At 70.9% G+C, this 26,320-nt stretch carries 31 protein-coding genes; 4 read left to right on the top strand and 27 right to left on the bottom strand.

The window, feature by feature from the left end:
* Positions 1-172: 172 nt before the first annotated feature.
* From AC07FA_RS24140 to tsaB, 7 genes are all read right to left on the bottom strand, one after another.
* Positions 173-637: a VOC family protein gene (locus tag AC07FA_RS24140; RefSeq protein WP_479078112.1), complete on the bottom strand. Its 465-nt coding sequence runs from the start codon at positions 635-637 to the stop codon at positions 173-175.
* Positions 638-729: 92 nt separating this feature from the next.
* Positions 730-1,968: an RNA polymerase sigma factor gene (locus AC07FA_RS24135; protein WP_479078110.1), complete on the bottom strand. Its 1,239-nt coding sequence runs from the start codon at positions 1,966-1,968 to the stop codon at positions 730-732.
* Positions 1,969-2,043: 75 nt separating this feature from the next.
* Complete coding sequence (locus AC07FA_RS24130; protein ID WP_479078108.1) at positions 2,044-2,400, bottom strand: YciI family protein; 357 nt, start codon at positions 2,398-2,400, stop codon at positions 2,044-2,046.
* Between the two features lie 106 nt (positions 2,401-2,506).
* Positions 2,507-2,770 carry a hypothetical protein gene (locus tag AC07FA_RS24125; RefSeq protein ID WP_479078107.1) on the bottom strand — a complete coding sequence of 88 codons (264 nt, stop codon included), beginning with the start codon at positions 2,768-2,770 and terminating at the stop codon, positions 2,507-2,509.
* Complete coding sequence (gene tsaD, locus AC07FA_RS24120) at positions 2,767-3,867, bottom strand: tRNA (adenosine(37)-N6)-threonylcarbamoyltransferase complex transferase subunit TsaD (protein ID WP_479078106.1); 1,101 nt, start codon at positions 3,865-3,867, stop codon at positions 2,767-2,769. The genes AC07FA_RS24125 and tsaD overlap by 4 nt, the downstream gene beginning before the upstream one ends.
* Complete coding sequence (rimI, locus tag AC07FA_RS24115) at positions 3,867-4,328, bottom strand: ribosomal protein S18-alanine N-acetyltransferase (RefSeq protein WP_479078273.1); 462 nt, start codon at positions 4,326-4,328, stop codon at positions 3,867-3,869. Before rimI ends, tsaD begins: the two co-directional genes overlap by 1 nt.
* A gap of 53 nt (positions 4,329-4,381) precedes the next feature.
* Entirely contained in the window at positions 4,382-5,044 is a 663-nt protein-coding gene (tsaB, locus tag AC07FA_RS24110; RefSeq protein ID WP_479078105.1) for a tRNA (adenosine(37)-N6)-threonylcarbamoyltransferase complex dimerization subunit type 1 TsaB, read from the bottom strand.
* A 152-nt stretch (positions 5,045-5,196) separates the two neighbouring features.
* Between tsaB and AC07FA_RS24105 the strand changes: the two genes are divergently transcribed.
* Positions 5,197-5,757 carry a hypothetical protein gene (locus tag AC07FA_RS24105; protein ID WP_479078103.1) on the top strand — a complete coding sequence of 187 codons (561 nt, stop codon included), beginning with the start codon at positions 5,197-5,199 and terminating at the stop codon, positions 5,755-5,757.
* 85 nt (positions 5,758-5,842) lie between these two features.
* On the opposite strand, the gene AC07FA_RS24100 is transcribed toward AC07FA_RS24105, so the two are convergent.
* The 8 genes from AC07FA_RS24100 to glmS all read right to left on the bottom strand — a co-directional run bounded on the left by AC07FA_RS24100 (position 5,843) and on the right by glmS (position 13,365).
* The gene (locus AC07FA_RS24100) at positions 5,843-6,052 is read right to left on the bottom strand and encodes a hypothetical protein (RefSeq protein ID WP_479078101.1); all 210 of its coding nucleotides are present in this window, start codon (positions 6,050-6,052) and stop codon (positions 5,843-5,845) included.
* A 159-nt stretch (positions 6,053-6,211) separates the two neighbouring features.
* Positions 6,212-6,748, bottom strand: a complete 537-nt coding sequence (gene tsaE / locus AC07FA_RS24095) for a tRNA (adenosine(37)-N6)-threonylcarbamoyltransferase complex ATPase subunit type 1 TsaE (protein WP_479078100.1) — start codon at positions 6,746-6,748, stop codon at positions 6,212-6,214.
* An 11-nt stretch (positions 6,749-6,759) separates the two neighbouring features.
* On the bottom strand, positions 6,760-7,980 hold the full coding sequence (locus AC07FA_RS24090; RefSeq protein ID WP_479078099.1) for an alpha/beta fold hydrolase: 1,221 nt from the start codon (positions 7,978-7,980) through the stop codon (positions 6,760-6,762).
* Positions 7,981-8,045: 65 nt separating this feature from the next.
* Positions 8,046-9,185, bottom strand: a complete 1,140-nt coding sequence (gene alr / locus AC07FA_RS24085) for an alanine racemase (protein WP_479078097.1) — start codon at positions 9,183-9,185, stop codon at positions 8,046-8,048.
* Between the two features lie 72 nt (positions 9,186-9,257).
* Positions 9,258-9,638: a DUF488 domain-containing protein gene (locus AC07FA_RS24080; protein ID WP_479078095.1), complete on the bottom strand. Its 381-nt coding sequence runs from the start codon at positions 9,636-9,638 to the stop codon at positions 9,258-9,260.
* Positions 9,639-9,680: 42 nt separating this feature from the next.
* Positions 9,681-11,129 carry an NAD(P)H-hydrate dehydratase gene (locus AC07FA_RS24075; RefSeq protein WP_479078093.1) on the bottom strand — a complete coding sequence of 483 codons (1,449 nt, stop codon included), beginning with the start codon at positions 11,127-11,129 and terminating at the stop codon, positions 9,681-9,683.
* 4 nt (positions 11,130-11,133) lie between these two features.
* Entirely contained in the window at positions 11,134-11,502 is a 369-nt protein-coding gene (locus tag AC07FA_RS24070; RefSeq protein ID WP_479078272.1) for a holo-ACP synthase, read from the bottom strand.
* 12 nt (positions 11,503-11,514) lie between these two features.
* A complete protein-coding gene (gene glmS, locus AC07FA_RS24065) occupies positions 11,515-13,365 on the bottom strand; it encodes a glutamine--fructose-6-phosphate transaminase (isomerizing) (protein ID WP_479078092.1) in 1,851 nt (616 codons plus the stop codon).
* A gap of 116 nt (positions 13,366-13,481) precedes the next feature.
* Between glmS and coaA the strand changes: the two genes are divergently transcribed.
* Both coaA and AC07FA_RS24055 read left to right on the top strand, forming a co-directional pair.
* The gene (coaA, locus tag AC07FA_RS24060) at positions 13,482-14,477 is read left to right on the top strand and encodes a type I pantothenate kinase (RefSeq protein WP_479078090.1); all 996 of its coding nucleotides are present in this window, start codon (positions 13,482-13,484) and stop codon (positions 14,475-14,477) included.
* A gap of 20 nt (positions 14,478-14,497) precedes the next feature.
* Positions 14,498-15,457, top strand: coding sequence for a DUF389 domain-containing protein (locus tag AC07FA_RS24055; RefSeq protein ID WP_479078089.1), 960 nt, complete (start codon positions 14,498-14,500; stop codon positions 15,455-15,457).
* Positions 15,458-15,464: 7 nt separating this feature from the next.
* Here the strand turns inward: AC07FA_RS24055 and glmM are convergent, their stop codons facing one another.
* The 4 genes from glmM to AC07FA_RS24035 all read right to left on the bottom strand — a co-directional run bounded on the left by glmM (position 15,465) and on the right by AC07FA_RS24035 (position 19,902).
* Positions 15,465-16,823, bottom strand: coding sequence for a phosphoglucosamine mutase (gene glmM / locus AC07FA_RS24050; RefSeq protein WP_479078087.1), 1,359 nt, complete (start codon positions 16,821-16,823; stop codon positions 15,465-15,467).
* Between the two features lie 215 nt (positions 16,824-17,038).
* Positions 17,039-17,566: a 30S ribosomal protein S9 gene (rpsI, locus tag AC07FA_RS24045; protein WP_382738655.1), complete on the bottom strand. Its 528-nt coding sequence runs from the start codon at positions 17,564-17,566 to the stop codon at positions 17,039-17,041.
* Between the two features lie 44 nt (positions 17,567-17,610).
* A complete protein-coding gene (gene rplM, locus AC07FA_RS24040; RefSeq protein ID WP_179764138.1) occupies positions 17,611-18,054 on the bottom strand; it encodes a 50S ribosomal protein L13 in 444 nt (147 codons plus the stop codon).
* A 225-nt stretch (positions 18,055-18,279) separates the two neighbouring features.
* Positions 18,280-19,902 (bottom strand): ATP-binding cassette domain-containing protein, encoded by a 1,623-nt coding sequence (locus AC07FA_RS24035; RefSeq protein ID WP_479078085.1) that lies wholly within the window; start codon positions 19,900-19,902, stop codon positions 18,280-18,282.
* A gap of 67 nt (positions 19,903-19,969) precedes the next feature.
* On the opposite strand from AC07FA_RS24035, the gene AC07FA_RS24030 reads away from it, so the two are divergent.
* Positions 19,970-20,824 carry a hypothetical protein gene (locus tag AC07FA_RS24030; protein WP_479078084.1) on the top strand — a complete coding sequence of 285 codons (855 nt, stop codon included), beginning with the start codon at positions 19,970-19,972 and terminating at the stop codon, positions 20,822-20,824.
* Between the two features lie 22 nt (positions 20,825-20,846).
* On the opposite strand, the gene truA is transcribed toward AC07FA_RS24030, so the two are convergent.
* The 8 genes from truA to map all read right to left on the bottom strand — a co-directional run bounded on the left by truA (position 20,847) and on the right by map (position 26,210).
* Complete coding sequence (gene truA, locus AC07FA_RS24025) at positions 20,847-21,701, bottom strand: tRNA pseudouridine(38-40) synthase TruA (RefSeq protein ID WP_479078083.1); 855 nt, start codon at positions 21,699-21,701, stop codon at positions 20,847-20,849.
* 78 nt (positions 21,702-21,779) lie between these two features.
* Positions 21,780-22,283 (bottom strand): 50S ribosomal protein L17, encoded by a 504-nt coding sequence (gene rplQ, locus AC07FA_RS24020; RefSeq protein ID WP_328905331.1) that lies wholly within the window; start codon positions 22,281-22,283, stop codon positions 21,780-21,782.
* Positions 22,284-22,473: 190 nt separating this feature from the next.
* A complete protein-coding gene (locus AC07FA_RS24015; protein WP_019055532.1) occupies positions 22,474-23,496 on the bottom strand; it encodes a DNA-directed RNA polymerase subunit alpha in 1,023 nt (340 codons plus the stop codon).
* Between the two features lie 136 nt (positions 23,497-23,632).
* The gene (gene rpsK, locus AC07FA_RS24010) at positions 23,633-24,037 is read right to left on the bottom strand and encodes a 30S ribosomal protein S11 (RefSeq protein WP_003956432.1); all 405 of its coding nucleotides are present in this window, start codon (positions 24,035-24,037) and stop codon (positions 23,633-23,635) included.
* Between the two features lie 72 nt (positions 24,038-24,109).
* The gene (gene rpsM, locus AC07FA_RS24005; protein ID WP_018490826.1) at positions 24,110-24,490 is read right to left on the bottom strand and encodes a 30S ribosomal protein S13; all 381 of its coding nucleotides are present in this window, start codon (positions 24,488-24,490) and stop codon (positions 24,110-24,112) included.
* Between the two features lie 198 nt (positions 24,491-24,688).
* Entirely contained in the window at positions 24,689-24,802 is a 114-nt protein-coding gene (gene rpmJ, locus AC07FA_RS24000; RefSeq protein ID WP_003956441.1) for a 50S ribosomal protein L36, read from the bottom strand.
* A 60-nt stretch (positions 24,803-24,862) separates the two neighbouring features.
* Complete coding sequence (gene infA, locus AC07FA_RS23995; protein ID WP_014047798.1) at positions 24,863-25,084, bottom strand: translation initiation factor IF-1; 222 nt, start codon at positions 25,082-25,084, stop codon at positions 24,863-24,865.
* Positions 25,085-25,373: 289 nt separating this feature from the next.
* A complete protein-coding gene (gene map, locus AC07FA_RS23990; protein ID WP_479078081.1) occupies positions 25,374-26,210 on the bottom strand; it encodes a type I methionyl aminopeptidase in 837 nt (278 codons plus the stop codon).
* Positions 26,211-26,320: the final 110 nt, after the last annotated feature.

Here is a 26,320-nt window from a genome sequence, read left to right as displayed (position 1 = left end):
CACTACCGACCGGGCCCGCACCCGGAGGTGACGGGCCGTGAACACCGGGGCAGGGCAGACACCATGCTGAACACGGTGAACCGGGTCGCGGTTCTGTCGGACATCCACGGGGCACTGCCCCGGGCGCGGCCGGGCCGTGTGACGGCACGGCACCGCTTCCCCCGAAAGGCGCTCAGGCGTCCCGGAGCGCCTGGATGTCCAGCTTCCGCATGCCGAACATCGCCTTCATGGCCCGCTCCGCCCTGGCCGGGTCCGGGCCGGACAGCACCTCGGGCAGTCCTCTCGGGACGATCTGCCAGGAGAGGCCGTACCGGTCCTTGAGCCACCCGCACCGGCCCTCCTCGCCGCCCTCGGTGAGCGTGTCCCACAGCCGGTCCACCTCGGCCTGGTCCTCGCAGTCCACGGAGAGCGAGATGGCCTCCGTGAAGGGGAACTGCGGGCCTCCGTTGAGAGCGACGTACTCCTGGTCCGCCAGCCGGAAGCTCACCGTCATGATCGAGCCGGGCTCGCCCGGGGCCGCCGCCCCGTAGTGGGTCACGCCCAGAATCCGCGAGTCACCGCCGAAGACGGAGACGTAGTACTGCGCCGCCTCCTCCGCCTGGTGGTCGAACCACAGGAACGTGGTGATCTTCTGCATGGTCTTCTCCTCGCCGGGACGTCGAGCGGCCGCAGAGCCGGAACGCCCCGGCCGGATGCTCTCGGAAGGTAGACCCGCCACGCCCCCGGAACTCATCGCGACACCCGGCGGGCGCGCGCCAGCAGCAGCGCCTTCTCCTGCTCGTTGCGGGTCAGCTCCGCCGCCCGTACGAACTCCGCCCGCGCCTCCTCCCCCCGCCCCAGCCGCTCCAGCAGATCGCCCCGCACGCTCGGCAGCAGGTGGTACGCCGTGAGCGCCTGGCCCGCCGCCAGCGCGTCCACCAGGGCGAGCCCCGCCGCGGGCCCCTCGGCCATCGACACCGCCACCGCCCGGTTCAGCTCCACCACGGGGGACGGGGTGAGCGCGGCGAGGCGCCCGTACAGCGTGGCGATCGCGGTCCAGTCCGTGTCCTCGTACGTCACCGCGTGCGCGTGGCAGGCGGCGATCGCGGCCTGGAGGGCGTACGGGCCCATGGCGCCCGCCGCGTTCGCCCGCGCCAGGGCCGCGAAGCCGCGCCGGATCAGCAGCTGGTCCCAGCGGGCCCGGTTCTGGTCGGCGAGCAGCACCGGCGCACCGTCCGGCCCGGTCCGCGCGGCGGCGCGCGAGGCCTGGAGCTCCAGGAGCGCGACGAGCCCGTGGACCTCGGGCTCCTTCTCCATCAGGCCGGCCAGCACCCGGGCGAGACGCAGCGCGTCCTGGCAGAGGGCGGGGCGCAGCAGGTCGTCGCCCGCGGTCGCCGCGTACCCCTCGTTGAAGATCAGGTAGATCACTTCGAGCACGGAGTCGAGGCGGGCGGCGCGGTCGGGGCCGTACGGCACCTCGAAGGGGACGCCCGCCCGGCCCAGGGTCCGCTTCGCCCGGACGATGCGCTGGGCGACGGTCGGTTCGGGGGCCAGGAACGCGCGGGCGATCTCCTCGGTGGTGAGGCCGCCGAGGAGGCGCAGGGTGAGGGCGATGCGGGCCTCGGTGGAGAGCACCGGATGGCAGGAGGTGAAGATCAGCCGCAGCAGGTCGTCGTCGATGTGGTCCGGATCGGCCGGTTCCGGGGGCGGTACGTCCTCCAGGGCCCGGCCGACCTCCGCCAGCTTGCGCGCGTAGGTCTCCTTGCGGCGTACGAGGTCGATGGCCCGGTGCTTCGCGGTGGCCGTGAGCCAGGCGCCCGGCCGGTCCGGAACCCCGGAAACCGGCCACTGCTCCAGTGCGGCGAGCAGGGCGTCCTGCGCGATCTCCTCGGCGATTCCGACGTCCCGCACGATGCGGGCGGTCGCGGCGATGATCCGCGCCGACTCGATCCGGTAGACGGCTTCGACGGCGCTGCGTGCTTCTGTCACGGCCACCCATCAGAGCAGCCGGGGGCCGGGGCGGCAAGGACCTGCCGCCCCACCCCTGTGCTGTTGCGGGGCCCGTCAGCCTTCGGCGATCTCGCGGATCTCGGAGGTCACGGTCCAGTACGGCTCGTGGACCGCGAGGAAACGCTTGGTCCACTCCAGGATCTCGGCCTTGTCCTTGGCCTGGATGATCGCGTAGCCGCCGATGACTTCCTTCGTCTCGGTGAACGGCCCGTCGGTGACGGTGAACTCGCCGTTGGACCAGGTGACCCTGGTGCCCTGCGCGGTCGGGGTGAGCCCGGCCGTGTCCAGCAGGACACCGGCCTTGGTCATCTCCTCGATCAGGGCGCCCATGCGCTGCATGAGCCCTTCGCTCGGGCCTTCGGCCGGGGCGCTGTTCTCGTCGATACGGACCATCGTCAGGTAGCGCGGCACGGTGACTCCTCGGGTCGGGGGCGGGCTGTTCTCCCGCCTCACACTCGTACGTCGAACGGGCCCGCCCCGGATCGACACCGCGAAGGATATTTCTTCCGGCGAATTCTCAGCCGACGGATTCGAAGCACCACCGGTGCACCGGGCGCGCGATCAATGCCGCGTCCGGATCGGGGAGTTCGGGCAGGTCGTCCCCGTACGCGCCCTCCCACCAGGTGATGACCAGCACCCGGTCCTGCGGGGCGCGGAGCAGCTCGCGGCGGACCGGCTCGCGGGCCAGCTCCGCCGACCGGGCCCGCGCCCACTCCAGCAGCTCGGCGCCCCGGCCCTCGGTGGCCCGGGCCTCCCACATCAGCGCGACGGTGCCGCTCATGAGTACAGGTTGTCCTTGCTGATCTCGTGCACATGGTCGTGGTCGTGCGCATGGGCACCCGGCACGTGGGGCTCCGTCACCGGCAGCGAGGAGTCGGCCGACAGCTCCAGGTCGGAGGCCGGCCGGTTGCGGGCCACCATCTCCGCGCCCAGTGCGGCGACCATCGCCCCGTTGTCCGTGCAGAGGCCGGGCCTGGGCACCCGCAGCCGGATGCCGGCCCGCTCGCACCGCTCCTGGGCCAGGGCCCGCAGCCGCGAGTTGGCCGCGACACCGCCGCCGATCATCAGGTGGCCGACGCCCTCGTCCTTGCAGGCGCGGACCGCCTTACGGGTGAGCACGTCCACCACGGCCTCCTGGAAGGACGCCGCCACGTCCCGTACCGGCACCTCCTCGCCCGCCGCCCGCTTCGCCTCGATCCAGCGCGCCACGGACGTCTTGAGCCCGGAGAAGGAGAAGTCGTACGCGGGGTCGCGCGAACCGCTCAGACCGCGCGGGAACGCGATGGCCTTCGGGTCGCCCTCCTTCGCCAGCCGGTCGATGACCGGGCCACCGGGGAAACCGAGGTTCAGCACCCGGGCGATCTTGTCGAAGGCCTCGCCCGCCGCGTCGTCGATGGTCGCGCCCAGCGGCCGCACGTCGTTGGTGATGTCCGGCGCGAGCAGCAGCGAGGAGTGACCGCCGCTGACCAGCAGCGCCATGGTCGGCTCGGGGAGCGGACCGTGCTCCAGCTGGTCGACGCAGATGTGCGAGGCGAGGTGGTTGACCCCGTAGAGGGGCTTGTTCAGCGCGTACGCGTACGCCTTGGCCGCGGAGACCCCGACGAGCAGCGCGCCCGCGAGTCCGGGGCCGGCCGTGACCGCGATCCCGTCGAGGTCGCGGGCGCTGATCCCGGCGTCCTTCAGCGCGCGTTCGATGGTCGGGACCATCGCTTCCAGGTGGGCGCGGGAGGCGATCTCCGGCACGACACCGCCGAACCGGGCGTGCGTGTCGACACTGGAGGCGACGGCGTCCGCGAGCAGCGTCGTGCCGCGCACGATGCCGACCCCGGTCTCGTCGCAGGAGGTCTCGATGCCGAGTACGAGCGGTTCGTCAGCCATCAGTCAGTCTCAGTTTCTTGTACGTGGAGGCGCATGACCAGAGCGTCGATGTTGCCCGGCTGGTAGTAGCCGCGCCGGAAGCCGATCGGTTCGAAGCCGAAGCGTTCGTACAGCTTCTGCGCACGGGTGTTGTCGACCCGGACCTCCAGGAGCACGGAGGAGCACTCGAAGGCCGTGGCGTGCTTCAGCAGATCGGTGAGGAGTTCGGAGCCCAGGCCACCGCCCCAGTGGTCGCGGGTGACGCCGATGGTCTGTACGTCCCCGAGGTCACCGGCGGCCGCGAGTCCCGCGTAGCCGACGATCCGGCCGGTGGCCGGTTCCTCGGCGACGACATAGCGGCGGGTGGCGCCCGGGCCACGGGCGTGGGCCAGCTCCGACCAGAACATCCCGGCCGACCAGGCGTCCTCCGGGAACAGCTCGTGTTCGAGCTCCAGCACCGGATCGATGTCCCACCAGCGCATCTCGCGCAGCACGGCGGTCACGGTCGCCGCACCTGCCCCATGGATCGCTCCGGTCACTTCGGGGTGACCACCTTGTAGTTCTTCGGCACCTGGGCGTCGGGCCTGCGCAGATAGAGCGGCCGCGGCGGGAGCAGCTCCTGCCCCGCGGCGAGACGTTCGGCGGCGAGAGCGGCCAGTGCGCCCGCCGAGACGTGTTCGGGCTCGCGGGCGTCGGGGAACGCCTCCGGGTAGAGCACCGCGCCCGCCCCGACGACGGGCAGTCCCGCGAGCTGTCCGGCGATGTCGGCGGGCCGGTCCACGGCGGGGTCACCCGTGCGGGTACGGGAATCCTCGTACCGCGCCCAGTAGACCTCCTTGCGGCGGGCGTCCGTGGCGACGGCGAACGGCCCCTGGAGACCGGCGAGCCCGGCGGCGTACGCGAGGCCGTCCAGGGTGCACAGTCCGTGCACGGGGACGGAGAGCGCGGAGCCGAAGGCGGCCGCCGTCACGAGGCCCACGCGCAGACCCGTGTACGGGCCGGGGCCCACGCCCACGACCAGGTCCGTCACGGCGTCGAGCTTCACCCCGGCCTCGGCGAGGACCCGGTCGACGGCGGGCAGCAGTAGTTCGCCGTGCCTTCGGGCATCGACCTGGCTCGTCGCTGCGACGACGGCTGAACCATCGTGCAGGGCGACGGTGACGGCGGGGGTGGCGGTATCCACGGCGAGCAGGAGCACACGAACAGCCTACGGCTCCGCCGACGGGGTCACCGCGCCCGTACGTCGTCCCGGTCCGCCCCTGCCCGGCTGCTACCGTCACCCGGTATACGTGTGTACGACATAAACGCTTGTACGACATGTGCCGGATGGCAGGCGAAAGGGGAGCTCAGGTGGCAAGGGGCAGCTCGGGAATCGTGGCCGGGCTCACCGCGGCGGCTGTCGTCGTGGTCAGTTTCCTCGCCTACCAGGCATCGGCGAACGCACCGGATTCGGTGGCGGTCCCCAAGAGCAAGGTCTCCAGCAGCGCTTCGGCCCAGCCCACCGAGAAGCCGAAGCAGCCGAAGACACCGCTGGCGGTACCCGAGGACTCAGGCACCGGGATGCGCGTCGTGTACGCGTTGAAGGACCGGCGGGTCTGGCTGGTGGACGCCAAGGGGAAGGCGGGCCGGACGTTCACGGTCATGCCGAGCCCCGTCAGCCCGATGCCCGGGGCCTACCAGGTGAGCTCGCGCACCGGCAGCGTCAAGGGTTCGGACGGCGTGATGATCGAGCACGTCGTGCGCTTCACGAACGTCGACGACGTGGCCATCGGCTTCAGCGCCGCCCAGGACGGCTCGATGGCGAGCCCGGACCCGACGTCGAAGACGGGTGGGGTACGGATGAAGAGGGCGGACGGCGACGCGATGTGGACCTTCGCGACGGTCGGCGCCAAGGTCGTCGTCGTTCCGTAGGGATAGACGGCGCTCTCAGGCCACGTCGCGCCGGGCAGAACGCGCCCTCTCAGGCCGCGTGGCACGCCGGGCAGAACGCGCGCGCTCAGGCCGCGTCGCGCCGGACGGGCGGCCTCGGCCGCTCCTCGCGGTCCGCCTCCGCCGCGGCCTCTTCCCCGTCCTCGCGTTCGTCACGCGGCGGCGTGGAGACCGCCGACGCGGCGGCGCAGGAGGCCAGCAGATCCTTCATGGACACCGCCGACGACGGCCGCGCCTGCGGCGACTGCGGCTGCACTTCACGCTCGGGCGTCGGCATGGATGCCTCCTGGGGCTCCGGTGGAAGGCGTGGTTAGGTAGACCTAACCAAGTCTTCTCTCCATGTGAACACGCCTGTGGCCCCGCGCGCAACAATTTACCGACGGACTGTCGGAAAGTCATGCGCGGGATACCCGCCGGGCGCCCCAGGACGTGTCCGCTACCCCTCCGGGCCCAGATCCGCCCGCAGTCCGGCCCAGCGCGGCCCGATGCCCACCAGCGTCACCGTGCGCCGCTCGTCGTCCGTGTCACCGACCGCGCGGTCGATCACCACCCGCAAGCGGTCGTCCGACAGCTCCTCGACCTTGCCGTCGCCCCACTCCACGACCACCACCGAATCCGGCAGCGACACGTCGAGGTCGAGGTCCTCCATCTCGTCGAGGCCGCCGCCCAGGCGGTACGCGTCGACGTGGACCAGCGCGGGACCGCCGACCAGCGACGGATGCACACGGGCGATCACGAAGGTGGGCGAGGTGACGGCGCCCCGCACCCCGAGTCCCTCGCCGAGCCCCCGGGTCAGCGTCGTCTTCCCGGCACCCAGCTCGCCCGTGAGCATCACCAGGTCGCCGGGGGCCAGCACCCCGGCGATCCGGCGGCCGAGGTCCTGCATCTGTTCGGGTGACTCGACGGCCACACCCAGGGTGACGGCGCCCGGTGCGGAGCTCTCCGCCGCCGGACTTTTCTGCACTGCTTCCATGCCGGTCAACGTTAGACGGTCGGGGCCGCCGTCGGCACGGCGCCGATGCGTACCAGCAGCTCCACGATGCGCCCGTTCACCACCTCGGGGTGCTCCAGCATCACCAGATGGCCGGCGTCCGGCACGATGACCAGCTCCGCGTCCGGCAGGACCTCCGCGATGGCCTCGCTGTGCGAACTGGGCGTCACCAGGTCCTTGTCACCCGCCAGGATGAGCACCGGGACATCCCGGAACGCGGGCAGCGCCCCGCTCTTGTCGTGTTCGGTGAACGCCGGATAGAACTCGGCGACCACATCGATCGGGGTGGCCTCGATCAGCCGCTCGGCGAACCGCGCGACCGCCGGGTCCACATCCCGTGACCCGAACGAGTACCGCTTGATCAGGCTCGCGAAGAGGTCGGCCGTCGCCCGCCGCCCCCGCTCCACCAGCTCCGTCTGCGAGCCGAGCGCCTTCAGCACCCCGGGCAGCACCCGCCGTACTGCGTTCACGCCCACGACCGGCAGCCCGAAATTCACCTCGCCGAGCTTCCCGCTGGAGGTACCGACGAACGCGACGGCGGCCACCCGCTCCCGGATCAGCGCCGGATACTGGTCGGCGAGGGCCATCATCGTCATACCGCCCATCGAGTGCCCCACCAGCACGAGCGGGCCCTCGGGCGCCGCCGCGTCGATGACCGCCTTCAGGTCACGGCCGAGCTGGTCCACGGTGACGGGCACGCCCTCGGCCTGCGCCCTGCCGCGCTCGGAGCGGCCGTGGCTGCGCTGGTCCCAGTGGACCGTACGCACCGGACCGCGCAGGGCGGCCCGCTGGAAATGCCAGGAGTCCTGGCTCAGGCAGTAGCCGTGGCTGAAGACGACCGTCACGGGTGTGGGCGCCCTGCGGCCGAAGAGTCTGCGCCGACGCGGACCGGAGACGCCCGTCCCGGTGGCCGCGCCGGTGCCCGTACCCCCGTCGGTCTCGACCTCGTCGACCTCGTAGTACAGCGCGGTGCCGTCGTCCGCGAGCGCCTTCCCCGGCACGCCGCGCAGGGCGCCGTAGGGCCCGGCGGCGTCCAGCGCCAGCCGGGCCTTCTTGCGCATCCCCCGGCCCACGGTCATCCGCTCGACCGCGACACCGGCCGCCGCGCCCGCCGCGATCACCCCTATCGCCGCACCCGCGAAGCCCGCCCGCCGCCAGCCGGCCGCGGTTGCGGCGGCCGTCGCCGCCACCTCCTGCGCGCTGCTCTCGCTCACCGTGCCGCGCTCCTCGTCCTCGTCAGTCGGATATCGAAGTCAGTCGGAGATCGAAACGACAGGCCCTACGGGTTCAGATGGACCCGTGGCACGCGGGCCCCGATGCGGGTGACGATCTCGTACGCGATGGTGTCCGCCGCCACCGCCCAGTCCTCGGCGGTCGGCTCGCCCCGGTCCCCCGGGCCGAACAGCACCGCCTCCGCGCCCGGCTCCGGCTCGTCGCCTTCGAGGTCGACCACGAACTGGTCCATCGCGACCCGCCCCGCGATCGTGCGGCGCCGGCCCCCGACGAGGACCGGGCCCCGGCCCGAGGCATGGCGCGGAATCCCGTCCGCGTACCCGACGGGCACGAGGCCCAGGGTCGTCTCGGCGGGCGTCGTGTAGTGGTGGCCGTAACTGATGCCGTGCCCGGCCGGCACCTGCTTGACCAGGGCGACCGACGCGGCGAGCGTCATCACGGGCCGCAGCCCGAAATCGGCCGGCGTGCCCAGCTCGGGGCTGGGCGAGATGCCGTACATGGCGATCCCGGTCCGTACGAGATCGAAGTGGGACTCGGGGATCGTGAGGGTCGCCGGGGAGTTCGCGATGTGCCGCACCTCGGGCCGGACGCCCGCCTTCTCCGCGTACGCCACCAGGTCCCGGAACACCTCCAGCTGCGAGGCGATCGACGGGTGCCCCGGCTCGTCGGCGCAGGCGAAGTGCGACCAGAGACCGGTGATCCTGACCGTGCCGCCCTCCTCGGCGGCGCGGGCCGCCGAGACCAGCTCGGGCCAGTCGGCGGGCTGGCAGCCGTTGCGGCCGAGGCCCGTGTCGGCCTTCAGCTGGATACGGGCCACGGCGCCCGCGCCGGCGGCGGCGGCGACGACCTCGCGCAGCGCCCACATGCCGCTCACCGACACATCGATGTCCGCCTCGATCGCCTCGCGCCACGGGCCGCCCGGCGTCCACAGCCAGCACATCACCCGGCCGCCGAGCCCGGCCGCCCGCAGGGCCAGCGCCTCCTGCGGGGTGGCGGTGCCCAGCCACGTCGCACCCGCTTCGAGCGCGGCCCTGGCGCAGGGCACCGCCCCGTGCCCGTACGCGTCGGATTTCACGACGGCCATGAGCTGCGCACCGGCCGCCCGCGCACGCAGGGCACGCACATTGGCGCGCAGTGCGGCGAGGTCGATCTCTGCCCGGGCTCTCAGGGTCGCTGTCTCGTTCATCGCGCCCAGTGTCTCAGAGGCGTACGACAGTTCCCCCGGTCCTCCCTCGGTACGCGCTGTCCCGGGACCGGGTCAGTGCTGGTCGAGCTCGTGCTCCAGATGGTCCACGAGCACCGGGACATGGCTGCGGGGCACGTCCTTCACCGCCGTCACCAGGGTCACCGGGCCGCCCTCGCGCAGCAGGCCGAGCAGCTCACCGACCGCCTCGGTGTGGGCCGGGTCCGCCAGCTCGGTGCGGTAGCGGTCGACAAAGTCGTCGTACCGGGAGCCGGGGTCCTGGTGGTACCAGGAGCGCAGTTCGTTCGACGGGGTGACGTCCTTGGCCCACCGGTCGATCGCGGCCTTCGCCTTGCTCTCCCCGCGCGGCCAGAGCCGGTCGACGAGAACCCGCACCCCGTCCTCGTCCTCCGGCGGCTCGTACACCCGTCGTACCCGTACGGAGCTGTCGCCCACGGCCCTTCTCCTTCCGACGCCCGCCCCCAGCGTGGCGCAGGCTCACGCGTCCCGCACATCGCGCCAGGCCGCCGGGATCGCGTCCGCGACGTCCTGCGCGGCCACCGGCGCGCCGGCGGAGGCCCGGCGGGCCGCGAGCCCGTGCAGATAGGCGCCCACCGATGCCGCGTCGCGCGGGGCCAGGCCCGCGGCCAGCAGGGAGCCGGTCAGACCGGAGAGCACATCGCCGCTGCCCGCCGTGGCCAGCCAGGAGGTGCCGGTGGGGTTGACCCGTACGGGGGTGTCCCGGGCCTCGGCGACCAGGGTCGTCGACCCCTTGAGCAGGACGGTGACGCGGTAGCGGGCGGCGAGTTCCCGTACGGCGGCGAGCCGGCCCGCCTCGACCTCCTCGCGCGCCACGCCGAGCAGCGCGGCGGCCTCCCCGGCGTGCGGGGTCAGCACGGTGGGCGCGGAGCGCGACCGTACGGTGTCGGCGTCCAGCAGCCGCAGCCCGTCCGCGTCGACCAGCACCGGCACATCGGCGGCCAGCACATCGGCGACCGCCGCCGCGGCCCGGGAACCGTCGCCGAGCCCCGGTCCCACGACCCACGCCTGCACCCGTCCGGCCCTGGACGGCGGGCCCGTGCTCACCAGCGTCTCCGGGAAGCGGGCGATCACCGCGTCGGCGCCCGGCCCGGCGTACCGCACGGCTCCGGCGCCGCCCCGCAGCGCTCCCGCGACCGCGAGCACCGCCGCCCCCGGGTACCGCTCCGACCCGGCCGCCACCCCGACGACCCCGCGCCGGTACTTGTCGCTCTCCGCACCCGGTACGGGCAGCAGCGCCGCCACGTCCGCGTACTGGAGCGCCTCCAGATCCGCGGGCTCGGGCAGTTCGGGGCCCAGGCCGATGTCGACGAGCCGCAGCGCCCCCGCCAGTTCGGCGGCCGGGTCGATCAGCAGCCCCGGCTTGTACGTGCCGAAGGTGACCGTCGCGTCGGCCCGCACTGCCGCGCCGTTGACCTCTCCGCTGTCCGCCTCCACCCCGCTCGGCAGATCCACGGCGAGGACGGGCGCCCCGCGCCCCGTGACGGCCGCCACCAGGGCCGCCGCCTCGGGACGCAGCCCGCCGCGCCCGCCGATCCCGGTGATGCCGTCGACGACGAGGTCGACGGCCCCCAGTCCCTCCGCACTGTCCAGCACCTGCCCGCCCGCGGCCAGCAGGGCGGCGAGGCCGCCGCCGTGGACCTTGTCCGGCGAGGTCAGCACCGCCCGCACGCCGGCCCCACGCTTCGCCAGCCGGGCCCCGGCGTACAGCGTGTCGCCGCCGTTGTCGCCGCTGCCGACGAGCAGAAGCACTCTGGCCCCGTAGACCCGGCCGTTGCGCCGCAGCAGATCGCCGCAGGCCACCGCGAGGCCCGCGGCGGCCCGCTGCATCAGGGCACCCTCCGGCAGCCGCGCCATCAGTGCCGCTTCGGCGGCCCGTACGGTCTCCACGCTGTAAGCGGTTCGCATACGGTCAACCCTCCGCGATCACCACGGCCGACGCCACCCCCGCGTCGTGGCTGAGCGACACATGCCAGTGCCGCACCCCGAGCTCGGCCGCGCGCGCGGCGACCGTGCCCCGCACCCGCAGCCGGGGCTGCCCGCTCTCCTCGACGTACACCTCGGCGTCCGACCAGTGCAGACCGGAGGGTGCGCCGAGCGCCTTGGCTACGGCCTCCTTGGCGGCGAACCTGGCGGCCAGCGAGGCGATACCGCGCCGTTCCCCGCTCGGCAGCGTCAACTCCCGTTCCAGGAAGAGCCGCCCGGCCAGCTGGGGCGTACGCTCCAGCGCGGCGCCGAAGCGCTCGATCTCGGCCACATCGATCCCGACCCCAATGATCACGTGCTCACTCACTCACTCGACTGTCACTGACTTCGCCAGATTGCGCGGCTGGTCCACCTCGTTGCCGCGGGCCGTCGCCAGTTCGCAGGCGAAGACCTGCAACGGCACGGTGGCGACCAGTGGCTGAAGCAGCGTAGGCGTAGCGGGGATCAGGATCAGGTGGTCGGCGTACGGGACGACCGCCTCGTCGCCCTCCTCGGCGATCACGATGGTGCGGGCTCCCCGGGCCCTGATCTCCTGGATGTTCGACACCATCTTGTCGTGCAGCACCGAGCGCCCACGCGGTGACGGGACGACCACGACGACCGGCAGATCGTCCTCGACCAGCGCGATGGGCCCGTGCTTGAGCTCGCCGGCGGCGAATCCCTCCGCGTGCATGTACGCGAGTTCCTTGAGCTTCAACGCGCCTTCCAGGGCCACCGGGTAGCCGACGTGCCGTCCGAGGAACAGCACGGTGTCCTTGCCGGCGAGCGAGCGCGCCAGCTCGCGCACGGGCTCCATGGTCTCCAGCACCCGCTCGACGGCCGCGGACATCTCGGAGAGCTGCCGCACGACCGTCCGGATCTCGTCGGCCCACTTCGTCCCGCGCACCTGCCCGAGGTACAGGGCGACGAGGTAGCAGGCGACGAGCTGCGTCAGGAACGCCTTCGTCGAGGCGACCGCGACCTCCGGCCCCGCGTGCGTGTAGAGGACGGCGTCGGACTCCCTCGGGATGGTCGACCCGTTCGTGTTGCAGATGGCGAGCACCTTCGCCCCCTGCTCACGGGCGTGCCGCAGCGCCATCAGGGTGTCCATGGTCTCGCCGGACTGCGAGATCGCGATGACGAGCGTCCGCTGGTCCAGGATCGGATCGCGGTAGCGGAACTCGCTGGCCAGCTCCGTCTCGCAGGGCAGCCGGGTCCAGTGCTCGATGGCGTACTTGGCGATCATCCCGGCGTGGTACGCGGTCCCGCAGGCGATGATGACGACCTTGTCGACCTCCCGGAGCACGCTCGGCGCGATTCGCACCTCGTCGAGGCTCAGCGCGCCCTCCTCGCCGCCGATCCGCCCGAGGAGCGTGTCCGCGACGGCCTTCGGCTGGTCGGCGATCTCCTTGAGCATGAAGGAGGCGTAGCCGCCCTTCTCGGCCGCGGACGCGTCCCAGTCCACGTGGTACGCACGGGTCTCGGCGGGCCGTCCCTCGAAGTCGGTGACGGTCGCGCCGTCCCTGCTGAGCTCCACGACCTGGTCCTGGCCCAGTTCGATCGCGGACCGGGTGTGCGCGATGAACGCGGCGACGTCGGAGGCCAGAAAGGCTTCCCCGTCCCCGATCCCCACCACGAGGGGCGAGTTCCGCCGGGCCCCGACCACGGTCTCCGGCTCGTCGGCATGGACCGCCACCAGGGTGAAGGCCCCCTCCAGCCGCCGGCACACCTGCCGCATGGCCTCCGCCAGACAGGCACCGCCCGAGAACGCCTCGGCCAGCAGATGGGCCACGACCTCGGTATCGGTCTCGGACGCCAGATCGTGACCGCGCTCGGCGAGCTCCGCCCGCAGCTCGGCGAAGTTCTCGATGATCCCGTTGTGCACGACGGCGACGCGCCCCGCGTTGTCGAGATGGGGGTGGGCGTTGGCATCGGTCGGCCCCCCGTGCGTGGCCCACCGGGTATGCCCGATCCCGACGCTCCCGGCCGGCAACGGCCGCTCCATCAGCTCCTTCTCCAGATTGACCAGCTTCCCCGCCCTCTTCGCGGCGGCGAGCCCGCCGTCCGAGAGGAGGGCGACTCCCGCCGAGTCGTAGCCCCGGTACTCCAGACGCTTGAGACCCGCGACCACGACGTCCTGCGCCGACTGTCCACCGACATAACCCACGATTCCGCACATAGCGGCACCATACGGCCGAGGGGCACGGCTGCCCAGGGGTTACGGGAAGGGTGGGCGTGGGACCGCGTGACCGAGCCCACCCCCCACGGAGTTAAAACTCCCGCAACAATGAACCCGTGATCTCTTCGCCGGCACGGACCGCCCACCGTCGCACCGAGCACGCGGCGACGCCGTACGTCGACCTGTCCCGCGCCGAGTGGAGCGCCCTGCGCGACAAGACTCCGCTGCCGCTCTCCGCGGACGAGGTGGAGCAGCTGCGCGGCCTCGGTGACGTCATCGACCTCGACGAGGTCCGCGACGTCTACCTGCCGCTCTCCCGGCTCCTCAACCTCTACGTACAGGCCACCTCGGGGCTGCGCGGCGCCCTCAACACCTTCCTGGGCGACGCCGGCAACGGCCACGGGGCGCAGCGCGGCACCCCGTTCGTCATAGGGGTCGCCGGCAGTGTCGCCGTCGGCAAGTCCACCAGCGCCCGTATCCTCCAGGCGCTGCTGGCCCGCTGGCCCGAGCACCCCCGGGTCGAGCTGGTGACCACGGACGGCTTCCTGCTGCCGATGAAGGAGCTCCAGGCGCGCGGCCTGATGTCGCGCAAGGGGTTCCCCGAGTCGTACGACCGCAGGGCCCTGACCCGTTTCGTCGCCGACATCAAGGCCGGCAAGGACGAGGTCACCGCGCCCGTCTACTCGCACCTGATCTACGACATCGTGCCGGACGAGCGGCTGACCGTACGCCGCCCGGACATCCTGATCGTCGAGGGGCTGAACGTGCTCCAGCCCGCGATGCCCGGCAAGGACGGCCGGACCAGGGTCGGCCTCGCCGACTACTTCGACTTCAGTGTGTACGTCGACGCCCGGGCCGAGGACATCGAGACCTGGTATCTCAACCGCTTCCGCAAGCTGCGCGAGACGGCGTTCCAGAACCCGTTCTCGTACTTCCGCAAGTACACCCAGGTCTCCGAGGAGGAGGCCCTGGACTACGCGCGCACGATGTGGCGGACCATCAACAAGCCCAATCTGCTGGAGAACGTGGCGCCCACCCGGGGCCGTGCCACTCTGGTGCTGCGCAAGGGACCCGACCACAAGGTCCAGCGACTGTCGCTGCGCAAACTCTGAACCCTTCCGGGAGCCCGCTCGTGCTGCATCTGCGCCTCATCGTCCCCGCCGACCGCTCGGAGGAGGTCGTGCGTCTCCTGGAGGGGACCGTCGGCGCCACCCACCTCGCGGTGCTGAGCGGCGCGGCCCGCAGCCCCGCCGGTGACGTGGTGCTCTGCGACGTGGCCCGGGAGGCCGGTGACGAGCTGATCGGCAAGCTGCGCGGACTCGGTATCGACAAGTGCGGCTCGATCACCGTCGAGAACATGGACCTCACGCTCTCCTCGCACGCCGATCAGGCGGAGGAGGACGCGCCGGGCGAGGGCGCGGACGCGGTGCTGTGGGAGGAGCTGTCGGAAGCGACCCACGAGGAGTCGACGCTCAGCATCACGTACGTGGTCTTCCTCGCCGTCGCCACGATGCTCGCCGCCTGCGGTGTGATGCTCGACAACGCGATCCTGATCGTGGGCGCGATGGCGGTGGGCCCGGAGTTCGGCCCGCTGGCCGGGATCTCCACGGCACTGGTGCAGCGCGCCCCGCGCCTGGTGTGGCGCTCCCTGTGCGCGCTCATCGGCGGCTTCGCGGTGGCGATGATCCTGACCGCGGGCTTCGCCTGGCTGATGGACGCCTTCGGGCTGTTCAGCCGCACGATGATCGACGCGCCCCGGCCCAACACGGGGTTCATCTGGCATCCGGACTGGATGTCGTTCGTCGTGGCGCTCCTGGCGGGCATCGCCGGGACGCTCTCGCTCACCTCGGCGAAGTCCGGGGCCCTGATCGGCGTGGCGATCTCGGTGACGACGGTGCCGGCGGCGGCCAACGCGGCGGTGGCGTTCAGTTACAAGGACTACGGCCAGATGTCGGGTTCCATCGGCCAGCTGCTGGCGAACCTCGGCGGCATCGTGCTCGCGGGCACCCTGACCCTGCTGGTCCAGAAGGGCCTGTGGGCCGCCCACCGCCGCCGGACGGCCCCGAAGACGGCCCCGTCCGGCAGCATGTGACGGCACATCACCCCAGGGCGGACTTCACCGCGTCGGCCAGCCGGCCGGCCACGGCCCGCGCCTGCTCGATGTCGGCGGCCTCGACCATGACCCGTACGAGCGGCTCGGTGCCCGACTGACGCAGCAGTACGCGCCCGGTGGCGCCCAGCTCGCGCTCCGCCTCCGCGACCGCGGTGGCCAGCTCGGACGAGGTGTTCACCCGGGACTTGTCGACGTCCGGCACGTTGATGAGCACCTGCGGAAGGCGCTGCATGACGCCGGCCAGGTCGGCGAGCGTACGGCCGGTGGCGGCGACCCGGGCCGCCAGCATCAGGCCGGTCAGCGTGCCGTCGCCGGTCGTGGCGTGGTCGAGGACGATGACGTGGCCGGACTGCTCGCCGCCCAGGGCGAAGCCCTCGGCCTTCATGGACTCCAGGACGTAACGGTCCCCGACGGCGGTCTGGACGAGCTGGATGCCCTCCCGCTCCATCGCCATCTTGAAGCCCAGGTTCGACATGACCGTGCCGACGACGGTGTCCTTGCGGAGCTGTCCGGCCTCCCGCATGGCGAGGGCGAGCACGGCCAGGATCTGGTCGCCGTCGATCTCCTCGCCCGCCGCGTCCACGGCCAGGCAGCGGTCGGCGTCGCCGTCGTGCGCGATACCGAGGTGGGCGCCGTGCTCGACGACCGCGGCGCGCAGCAGGCCCAGGTGGGTGGAGCCGCAGCCGTCGTTGATGTTCAGACCGTCCGGCTCGGCACCGATGGTGACGACCTCGGCGCCGGCCCGCGCGAACGCCTCGGGCGAGACCCGGGCAGCGGCACCGTGCGCCTCGTCGAGGACGACCTTCAGCCCGTCGAGCCGGTTGGGGAGTACGGCGATGAGGTGGGCGACGTACCGGTCGAAGCCCTCGGCGTAGTCACTGACCCGGCCCACTCCGGCGCCCGTCGGGCGCGCCCACGGCTCACCGGTGCGGTGCTGCTCGTAGACGGTCTCGATCCGTTCCTCCAGCTCGTCGGCGAGCTTGTGGCCGCCGCGGGCGAAGAACTTGACACCGTTGTCCGGCATCGCGTTGTGGCTGGCGGACAGCATCACGCCGATGTCGGCGCCGAGCACGCCGGTGAGGTACGCCACGGCGGGCGTGGGCAGCACGCCCACCCGCAGGACGTCCACACCCGCGCTCGCGAGGCCCGCCACGACGGCCGCCTCGAGGAACTCTCCGGACGCGCGGGGGTCACGGCCCACCACGGCCGTCGGCCGATGCCCCTCAAAGGTCCCCGCCTCGGCAAGTACGTGCGCCGCCGCGACCGACAGACCGAGCGCGAGCTCGGCCGTCAGATCCGCGTTGGCGACACCGCGCACGCCGTCCGTGCCGAAGAGTCGTCCCACTGGTGTCCTCCGAGATTGCTCCGAAACCACAAACCCAAGAAATACGAAAACGGGGCCGGCCAGGGCATGCCGCGGCGAACACCGCGCGACGGGCCCGGCCCTCGGCCCTATGAGCGTCTAATGCCGTTATACGCCCGCGAGGGGCGATAAACGAACGCCCCAGCGGCACGAGATGTGCCGCCGGGGCGAACGTGTAACGCTGAAGAGCAGGCGGTTTAGCGCTTGCTGTACTGCGGGGCCTTACGGGCCTTCTTGAGACCGGCCTTCTTGCGCTCGACCGCACGGTCGTCACGGCAGAGGAAGCCGGCCTTCTTCAGCGTGGCGCGGTTGTTGTCCACGTCCGCCTCGTTCAGCGAGCGGGCCACGCCGAGGCGCAGGGCGCCGGCCTGACCGGAGACGCCGCCACCCGAGATGCGGGCGATGACGTCGTAGCGGCCGTCGAGCTCGAGCACCTTGAAGGGCTCGTTGACTTCCTGCTGGTGCACCTTGTTGGGGAAGTAGTCCTCAAGGGTGCGACCGTTGATCTTCCACTTGCCGGTGCCCGGAACGATCCGGACGCGGGCGATGGCGTTCTTGCGACGACCCAGGCCGGCCGCGGGCTGCGGGTCGCCGAAGCGGCCTGCCAGCGACTCGGAGGTGTACTCGCCCTCGACGGGCACCTCGGATTCGAAGGTGGTCACCTCGGCGAAAACCTCTTCGCCCTCGGTGCCCTCGACGGGGGTCTCAACAGTGGTCTCGGCCACGATTCTCCTCAGATCTTTCTGTACGTCTTAGGGGGAGGCCGGAACTACTGCGCGACCTGGGTGATCTCGAACGGGACCGGCTGCTGCGCGCCGTGCGGGTGCTGGTCACCCGCGTAGACCTTGAGCTTCGAGAGCATCTGACGGCCCAGGGTGTTCTTGGGGATCATGCCCTTGATGGCCTTCTCGACAGCCTTCTCCGGGTTCTTGGAGAGCAGCTCGTCGTAACGCACGGAGCGGAGACCGCCCGGGAAGCCCGAGTGGCGGTACGCCATCTTCTGGGTCTTCTTGTTGCCGGAGAGGTGAACCTTCTCGGCGTTGATGATGATGACGAAGTCGCCCATGTCCATGTGGGGGGCGTAGATCGCCTTGTGCTTGCCGCGAAGGAGGTTCGCGGCCGTGGTGGCCAGACGGCCCAGGACGATGTCCTCGGCGTCGATGATGTGCCACTGGCGAGTGACATCGCCGGGCTTGGGGCTGTACGTACGCACTTCGTAGCCTTCGCTTCTTAGTGGATGGGGTCCAGACACACGGCACCCCTGAAGCGATCATGCAGCTGGGGCACACAATGCCGGGGACGCTGCCCGTATGCGAGCCACTGGTAACTGCTCCAGGGAACCTACGTAAGGGCCCTTCGCGTGAGAACGACGAAGCCAATACGTATAACAGTCCTCGACACTACCCGCCCCGCCCCGGACGGGTCAAAACGCGCCGCCCTACCGCTCCCGCTCGACCCGCCGCTCGTCCCACACCGGCTCCGCCGTCTCCCGCACCACCCCGTCCGACCCGAAGACCAGATACCGGTCGAAGGACTTCGCGAACCACCGGTCGTGCGTGACCGCCATCACCGTGCCGTCGTACGCCTCCAGCCCGTCCTGGAGGGCCTCCGCAGACTCCAGGTCCAGGTTGTCCGTCGGCTCGTCCAGCAGCAGCGCCGTCGTCCCGGCCAGCTCCAGCAGCAGGATCTGGAACCGCGCCTGCTGCCCGCCCGACAGCTTCTCGAACGGCTGGTCCCCCTGCCGCTCCATCTCGTAGCGCCGCAGCACGGACATCGCCGCGCCCCGGTCCTTGGCGTGCTCGGTCCAGAGAATCTCGACCAGCGTGTGCCCCAGCAGCTCCGGATGCGCGTGGGTCTGCGCGAAGTGCCCCGGCACGACCCGCGCCCCGAGCTTCCACTCCCCCGTGTGCGCCACCGACGTATCGCCGGCCAGCAGCCGCAGGAAGTGTGACTTGCCCGACCCGTTGGACCCGAGGACGGCCACCCGCTCGCCGTAGAAGATCTCCAGGTCGAACGGCTTCATCAGTCCGGTCAGCTCCAGGTTCTTGCAGGTCACCGCCCGCACCCCGGTCCGCCCGCCCCGCAGCCGCATCTTGATGTCCTGCTCGCGCGGCGGCTCCGGCGGCGGGCCCGCTTCCTCGAACTTCTTGAAGCGGGTCTGCATCGCGTGGTAGCGGTTCGCCATGTCCGGACTGTTCGCCGCCTGCTGCCGCATCCGCAGGACGAGCGCCTTCAGCCGGGCGTGCTCCTCCTCCCAGCGCCGCAGGAGCTCCTCGAAGCGGGCGAACCGCTCCTTGCGCGCCGCGTGGTACGTCGCGAATCCGCCGCCGTGCACCCAGACGTCCGACCCGGCGGCACTGGGCTCCACACTCACGATCTTCTCCGCGGCCCGGGACAGCAGCTCCCGGTCGTGGGAGACGAAGAGGACCGTCTTACGGGTCTCCTTGAGCTTCCCCTCCAGCCACCGCTTGCCCGGCACGTCCAGATAGTTGTCCGGCTCGTCCAGGAGCAGCACCTCGTCGGGCCCCCGGAGCAGCGCCTCCAGGACCAGCCGCTTCTGCTCACCCCCACTGAGCGTCCGCAGCTCACGCCACTGAGCCTTCTCGTACGGAACGCCGAGCGCGGCCATCGTGCACATGTCCCACAGCGTCTCGGCCTCGTACCCCCGCACCTCCGCCCAGTCGCTGAGGGCCTGCGCGTACGTCATCTGCGCGGCCTCGTCGTCGACGGTCAGGATCAGCGCCTCGGCCGCGTCCACGGCCTCGGCCGCCTCGCGGATACGGGGCTGGGCCACGGACACCAGCAGGTCCCGCACGGTCCGCTCGTCCCGCACCGACCCCACGAACTGGGCCATCACCCCGAGCCCGCCGCTCACCGACACCGATCCGCCGTGCGGCTGGAGCTCACCGGCCAGCAGCCGCAGCAGCGTCGTCTTGCCCGCACCGTTCGCCCCGACGAGAGCGACGACGGCGCCGTCCGCGACCCGGAACGAGGCATCGCCGAGCAGCACCCGCCCGTCCGGTAGGTAGTACTCCAGATGCCCTGCTTCGAGATGTCCCATACACAGCATTGTCACGGCCCGCGAAGCCCTGGCCCAACCAGTTTTGCCGCGGTCTAAGATTCGCCGCATGAGCTTTGGTCAAGGGGGGCCCTCCTGGGGGCCGGGGGGCAGTGACACGCCGGACTGGGCGGCGCTGGCCGAGGAGTCCGCCGCACGCGGCCGACGCAGGAAATGGCTGATGATCGGCGGCGGCGCACTGGCCACCGCGGCGGTCGCCGCGATCGTGGCGACGGCCGTGATCACCGCCAACGGCGACAACGGTCCGGCCCGGTCGGAGAAGAACGCGAGCGAGCTTCCCTCGCCCGCCGACCTGCCCTCGGAGTCGGCCGCGCCCGAGCCCTCGTTCTCCTCCGTCGCACCGCCGCCCCCGCCGGACCCGAAGGAGTACATCTCCGACGCCACGAAGGACAGGGCGCCGATCACCGCGGAAGCGTTCTTCCCCGGCAAGCGCCTGACCATGGGCGACCGCGTCCACACCAAGGGCGCGACGGCGCAGACCCGCAACTGCGCCGCCACCACACAGGGCGCGCTCGGCTCCATCCTCACCAACAACGGCTGCGACCAGGTCATCCGCGCCACCTACCGCAAGGACGGCGTGGCGGTGACGGTCGGCCTCGCGGTCTTCGAGACCGAGGCCCAGGCGAAGAAGGCCGCGCAGCAGGCGTCGGGCGGCATCGCCTCCCTCGACGGCGCGGGCGTACCCACCTTCTGCCGCGGCGGTGCGGTCTGCCGCCGCACCGCCAACTCCCACGGCCGTTACGCCTACTTCACCGTGGGCGGCTTCACGAACGGCAAGAACGTCACCAAGGCGGACAGCAACGTGTTCGCGGTCGGCGACGATCTGACGAACTTCACGTTCCGTCAGATCCATCACCGCGGCGAGGTCCAGGCGTCGGCGGCGGCCGGCGCACCCGTCTCCTGACACACCGCCCGCGGGCCTGGGCCTAGCAGCAGCCGCCCCCGGGCAACGTCCGTACGTTCCGGGCCTCCACGGCCCGTGCCGCCAGCAAGTCGTCGGCGGGGTAGGCCACTTCCTCGAGCGTCAGCCCGTGCGGCCTGACCACATGCACCGCGGGGTCCCGCACCCGGGCCGCGAGCACCTCCGCCGGCCACCGCGCGGGCCGCCGCCCGTCCCCCACGAACAACGCCGCGCCGATCAGCGCCCGCACCATGTTGTGGCAGAAGGCGTCCGCCTGCACGGTCGCCGTCATCACACCGGACGCCTCGTCCCGTACCCAGCTCAGCTTCTGGAGCGTACGGATGGTCGTCGCGCCCTCGCGCTTCTTGCAGTACGCGGCGAAGTCGTGCTCACCGACCATCGGCGCCGCCGCCTCGTTCATCGCGTCCACGTCCAACGGCCGGTCGTGCCAGAGCACATGACCCCGCAGCAGCGGGTCCACCCCGCCCGGCCGGTCCGCGACCCGGTAGGCGTAACGCCGCCACAGCGCGGAGAACCGCGCGTTGAATCCGGGCGGCGCCTCGGCGGCCCGCCAGATCCGCACATCCTGCGGCATCCGCCCGGCCATGCGCCGCAGCAGCTTCTCCTCGTGCTCGGCCCACACCTCGGCCGGCAGATCGACGTGCGCGACCTGCCCCCGGGCATGCACCCCGGCATCGGTACGCCCGGCGACGGTCAGATCGTACGTACGCGAAGACCGCGTCACGGTCCTCAGCGCATCCTCGATCTCCCCCTGCACCGTGCGCCTGCTGGTCTGCTTCGCCCAGCCGGAGAAGTCCTTCCCGTCGTACGAAAGGTCCAGCCGTACCCGTACGAAACCGGGCTCCACCTCGTCACTCACCCGCGCATCCTCTCAAAACGGAACGGGCCCGCACCGCCCCGAAGGGTGGTACGGGCCCGTCCAGCGGTCTCAGAACGCTCAGGCGTCCTTGGACTCCGCGTCGGCCTCGGCCGGCGTGGCGTCCTCGACGGACTCGGCCGGGGCCTCGTCCTTCTTGAGGGAGTCTTCCTTGACCGCGCGCTTCGTCGCGGCCTCGGCCTCACCGGTGGCCTGCTGGGCCACGGTCAGCGCCTCGACCAGCTCGATGACCGCCATCGGGGCGTTGTCGCCACGACGGTTGCCGATCTTCGTGATGCGGGTGTAACCACCGGGGCGGTTCTCGTACCGCGGGGCGATCTCGGTGAAGAGCGTGTGCACGATGCCCTTGTCCGTGATCGACTGCAGCACCAGGCGACGGTTGTGGATGTCGCCCTTCTTCGCCTTGGTGATGAAACGCTCGGCGACCGGACGCAGGCGGCGGGCCTTGGCCTCGGTCGTGGTGATGCGGCCGTGCTCGAACAGCGACTTCGCAAGGTTGATGAGAAGAAGCTTCTCGTGCGCAGCGCTGCCGCCCAGACGGGCGCCCTTCGCGGGCTTCGGCATGGTGTTTCTCCTTGTGTGCTGCACCGGCCGTATCAGGTACCGGTGTCAGTTCCCGCGAGGCGGCCGCCCCGCGGAAGAATTCAGTGCCGGACGGGCACTGCGAGCCCGTCCGGCGATCGAGACCAGACCTCAGTACCTCAGTCCCGGCCCGGGGCACCCGGAGAATCCGGGCACCCCCGCCGGAGACGGCTCAGTACTGCTCGGTCTCCACGAAACCGGCGTCCACGTCGTCGTCCGCACCGAACGCGTCAGCGGCAGCGGTCGGGTCGAAGCCGGGAGGCGAGTCCTTCAGCGCGAGGCCCATACCGGCCAGCTTCGCCTTGACCTCGTCGATCGACTTCGCACCGAAGTTACGGATGTCGAGCAGGTCGGCCTCGGAACGAGCCACGAGCTCACCCACGGAGTGGATGCCCTCGCGCTTGAGGCAGTTGTACGAACGGACCGTGAGCTCGAGCTCCTCGATCGGCAGCGCCAGATCGGCGGCGAGCGCGGCGTCCGTCGGGGACGGGCCCATGTCGATGCCCTCGGCGTCGATGTTGAGCTCGCGCGCCAGACCGAACAGCTCGACCAGGGTCTTACCGGCCGACGCCATGGCGTCACGGGGACGCATGGCCTGCTTGGTCTCGACGTCGACGATCAGCTTGTCGAAGTCGGTGCGCTGCTCGACACGGGTCGCCTCGACCTTGTACGTGACCTTGAGCACCGGGGAGTAGATGGAGTCGACCGGAATCCGGCCGATCTCCTGGCCCACCTGCTTGTTCTGGACGGCGGAGACGTAGCCGCGACCGCGCTCGACGGTCAGCTCCATCTCCAGCTTGCCCTTGCCGTTCAGCGTGGCCAGGACGAGGTCCGGGTTGTGGACCTCGACACCGGCCGGCGGGGCGATGTCAGCAGCGGTGACCAGGCCGGGACCCTGCTTGCGCAGGTACATCACGACCGGCTCGTCGTGCTCCGAGGAGACGACGAGCTGCTTGATGTTGAGGATGAGGTCGGTGACGTCTTCCTTGACGCCCGGCACGGTGGTGAACTCGTGCAGGACACCGTCGATGCGGATGGACGTGACAGCCGCACCCGGGATCGAGGAGAGAAGAGTCCGGCGCAGGGAGTTGCCGAGGGTGTAACCGAAGCCCGGCTCCAGCGGCTCGATCACGAACCGGGAGCGGAATTCGTCGACGACCTCTTCGGTCAGCGACGGACGCTGGGCGATCAGCATGAGGAGAATCCTTCAGTCGTGGGCACCCACTATTTGATGCCCGACAGATAGAACAAGGGTACGGGCGGTACGCCTCCGAAGAGACATACCGCCCGGACCCGAAAGAAACGCAACAACCGTTACCGGCCGTCGTGCGTCAGACGCGACGACGCTTCGGCGGGCGGCAGCCGTTGTGCGGCGTCGGGGTGACGTCCTGGATCGAACCGACCTCGAGGCCCGTGGCCTGGAGGGAGCGGATCGCGGTCTCGCGGCCGGAGCCCGGACCCTTGACGAAGACGTCAACCTTGCGCATGCCGTGCTCCTGCGCGCGGCGGGCGGCCGACTCGGCGGCCATCTGCGCGGCGAAGGGGGTGGACTTGCGCGAGCCCTTGAAGCCGACGTGGCCGGCGGAGGCCCAGGAGATCACGTTGCCCGAGGGGTCCGTGATCGAGACGATGGTGTTGTTGAACGTGCTCTTGATGTGCGCGTGGCCGTGAGCGACGTTCTTCTTTTCCTTGCGACGCACCTTCTTGGCTGCGCCCTGACGACCCTTGGGGGGCATGTCTTGACTCCAGATGGAGAGGGGAGGTGATCGGTCCTACAGCGAAGACCGCTGGATAGCGTCCGCTGAGGACTACTTCTTGCCCGGCTTCTTCTTACCGGCGATCGCGCGACGCGGGCCCTTGCGGGTACGCGCGTTGGTGCTGGTGCGCTGGCCGTGCACCGGCAGACCGCGGCGGTGACGGATGCCCTGGTAGCAACCGATCTCGACCTTGCGGCGGATGTCGGCCTGAATCTCGCGACGGAGGTCACCCTCGGTGCGGAGGTTGGCGTCCACGTACTCGCGGATCTTGACCAGGTCCTCTTCGGCCAGGTCACGAACGCGGGTGTTCGGGTTCACGCCGGTGGTGGCGAGGATCTCCTTGGACCGGGTGCGCCCGATGCCGAAGACGTAGGTGAGGGCAACCTCCACGCGCTTTTCGCGCGGGATGTCAACACCTGAAACGCGTGCCATTCAATGGCTCCAGTTGTCATTTCGGGGGTCTTCCACAGTGTCACTCCCGGCCGCCGACCTCTCGTACGAAGTACTGAGGTGGTACGTCCGGGTCCCCGGCCCCCGCCGGAGGTGTCGTCAGCCGTGGCTTGGACGGGCACTGCGTATGTACGTATTACGTGCGTCGCGCGAAGTCTGCGAGATGCAGGGGGTCGTGCTTCAGCCCTGGCGCTGCTTGTGGCGCAGGTTGTCGCAGATGACCATGACCCGACCGTGACGGCGGATCACCTTGCACTTGTCGCAGATCTTCTTGACGCTCGGCTTGACCTTCATGGGATGTCAGGTTCTCCGGGTCAGTGCCACCACCACGCCGAAGCGCGATGTGGGCAAGATCTACTTGTATCGGTAGACGATCCGGCCACGCGTCAGGTCGTACGGAGAGAGCTCCACCACGACCCGGTCATCCGGGAGGATACGGATGTAGTGCATCCGCATCTTGCCGCTGATGTGCGCGAGGACTTTGTGACCGTTCTGGAGCTCCACCCTGAACATCGCGTTCGGGAGGGACTCGATCACGGTGCCCTCAATTTCGATGGCACCTTGCTTCTTGGCCACGCTTCGCCTTTCGAATCGGCTACCTTGATCGACTCCGTCCTCCGCATGAGGACACACGGATGCACGAGAGCCGACGAGTCAGTCTACGTCAGCGGACCCGAAAAGACGAATCCGTCAAGTTTGCCCACCATCGGTGATCCTTAGACCTGCCGGGCGGGCCGGCCTCACCCCAGCGGGTCCGGCGCCGCCTCGATCCCGGCCCCTCCTCCACGCCGCCCTCGCGGGCTCGGCGCCGGGGCGCCTCGCAGGCTTCGGCCGGCTGTGCCGGGCTCCGCCCGCCTGAGCGCGGTCACCCCAGCGGGTCCGGCGCCGCCTCGATCCCGTACTGGGCCAGCTTCGCGCGCCCGCAGTCGGGAGCCGTCAGGACCAGCGGTCCCTGCTCCGTCAGAGCGATCGAGTGCTCCCAGTGCGAGGACCAGGTGCCGTCCGTCGTCAGGACCGTCCACTCGTCGGCGAGGACCTTCGTCTGCGCCGTACCGAGGGACACCATCGGCTCGATGGCCAGGCAGACGCCCGGGACCAGCTTGATGCCCTTGCCGCGCTTGCGGGAGACGTAGTTCAGCAGGTGCGGGTCCATGTGCATCTCGGTGCCGATGCCGTGGCCGCCGTAGTCCTCGATGATCCCGTACTTGCCGGTGGCCGGACGGGGCTGGCGGCGGATGTAGGACTCGATCGCCTTCGAGATGTCCACGAGGCGGTTGTTCACCTTCATCGCGGCGATCCCGGCCCACATCGACTCCTCGGTCACCCGGGACAGCTCCACGAGCTCCGGGGCGTGCCCCGTACCGACGAACGCGGTGTAGGCGGCGTCGCCGTGCCAGCCGTCGATGATCGCGCCGGCGTCGATCGAGATGATGTCGCCGTCCTTGAGGACCGTCTTCTCGTCCGGGATGCCGTGCACGACGACCTCGTTCACCGAGGTGCAGATGGTCGCGGGGAATCCGCCGTACCCGAGGAAGTTCGACTTCGCACCGTGGTCGGCGATCACCTTGCGCGCGACCTCGTCCAGGTCCTTCGTGGTGGCGCCGGGCACGGCCGCCTCGCGGGTGGCGGCGTGAATGGCGGCGACCACCAGGCCGGCCTCGCGCATCTTCGCGATCTGCTCGGGGGTCTTGATCTGCACCATTGCTCGGCGCCTCTCTGCGTCTGAGGGATACGGGTGCGGCGTACCCCACGATACGGCGCAAACAGTCGGCCGCGACGCCCTGAGGCGCCGCGGCCGACTGTGAAGGTGTT

This window comes from Streptomyces sp. NPDC045968, assembly GCF_056430475.1.
Note: the sequence above shows the minus strand (reverse complement) of the source record. Positions and strands in the feature narration are given on the sequence as shown.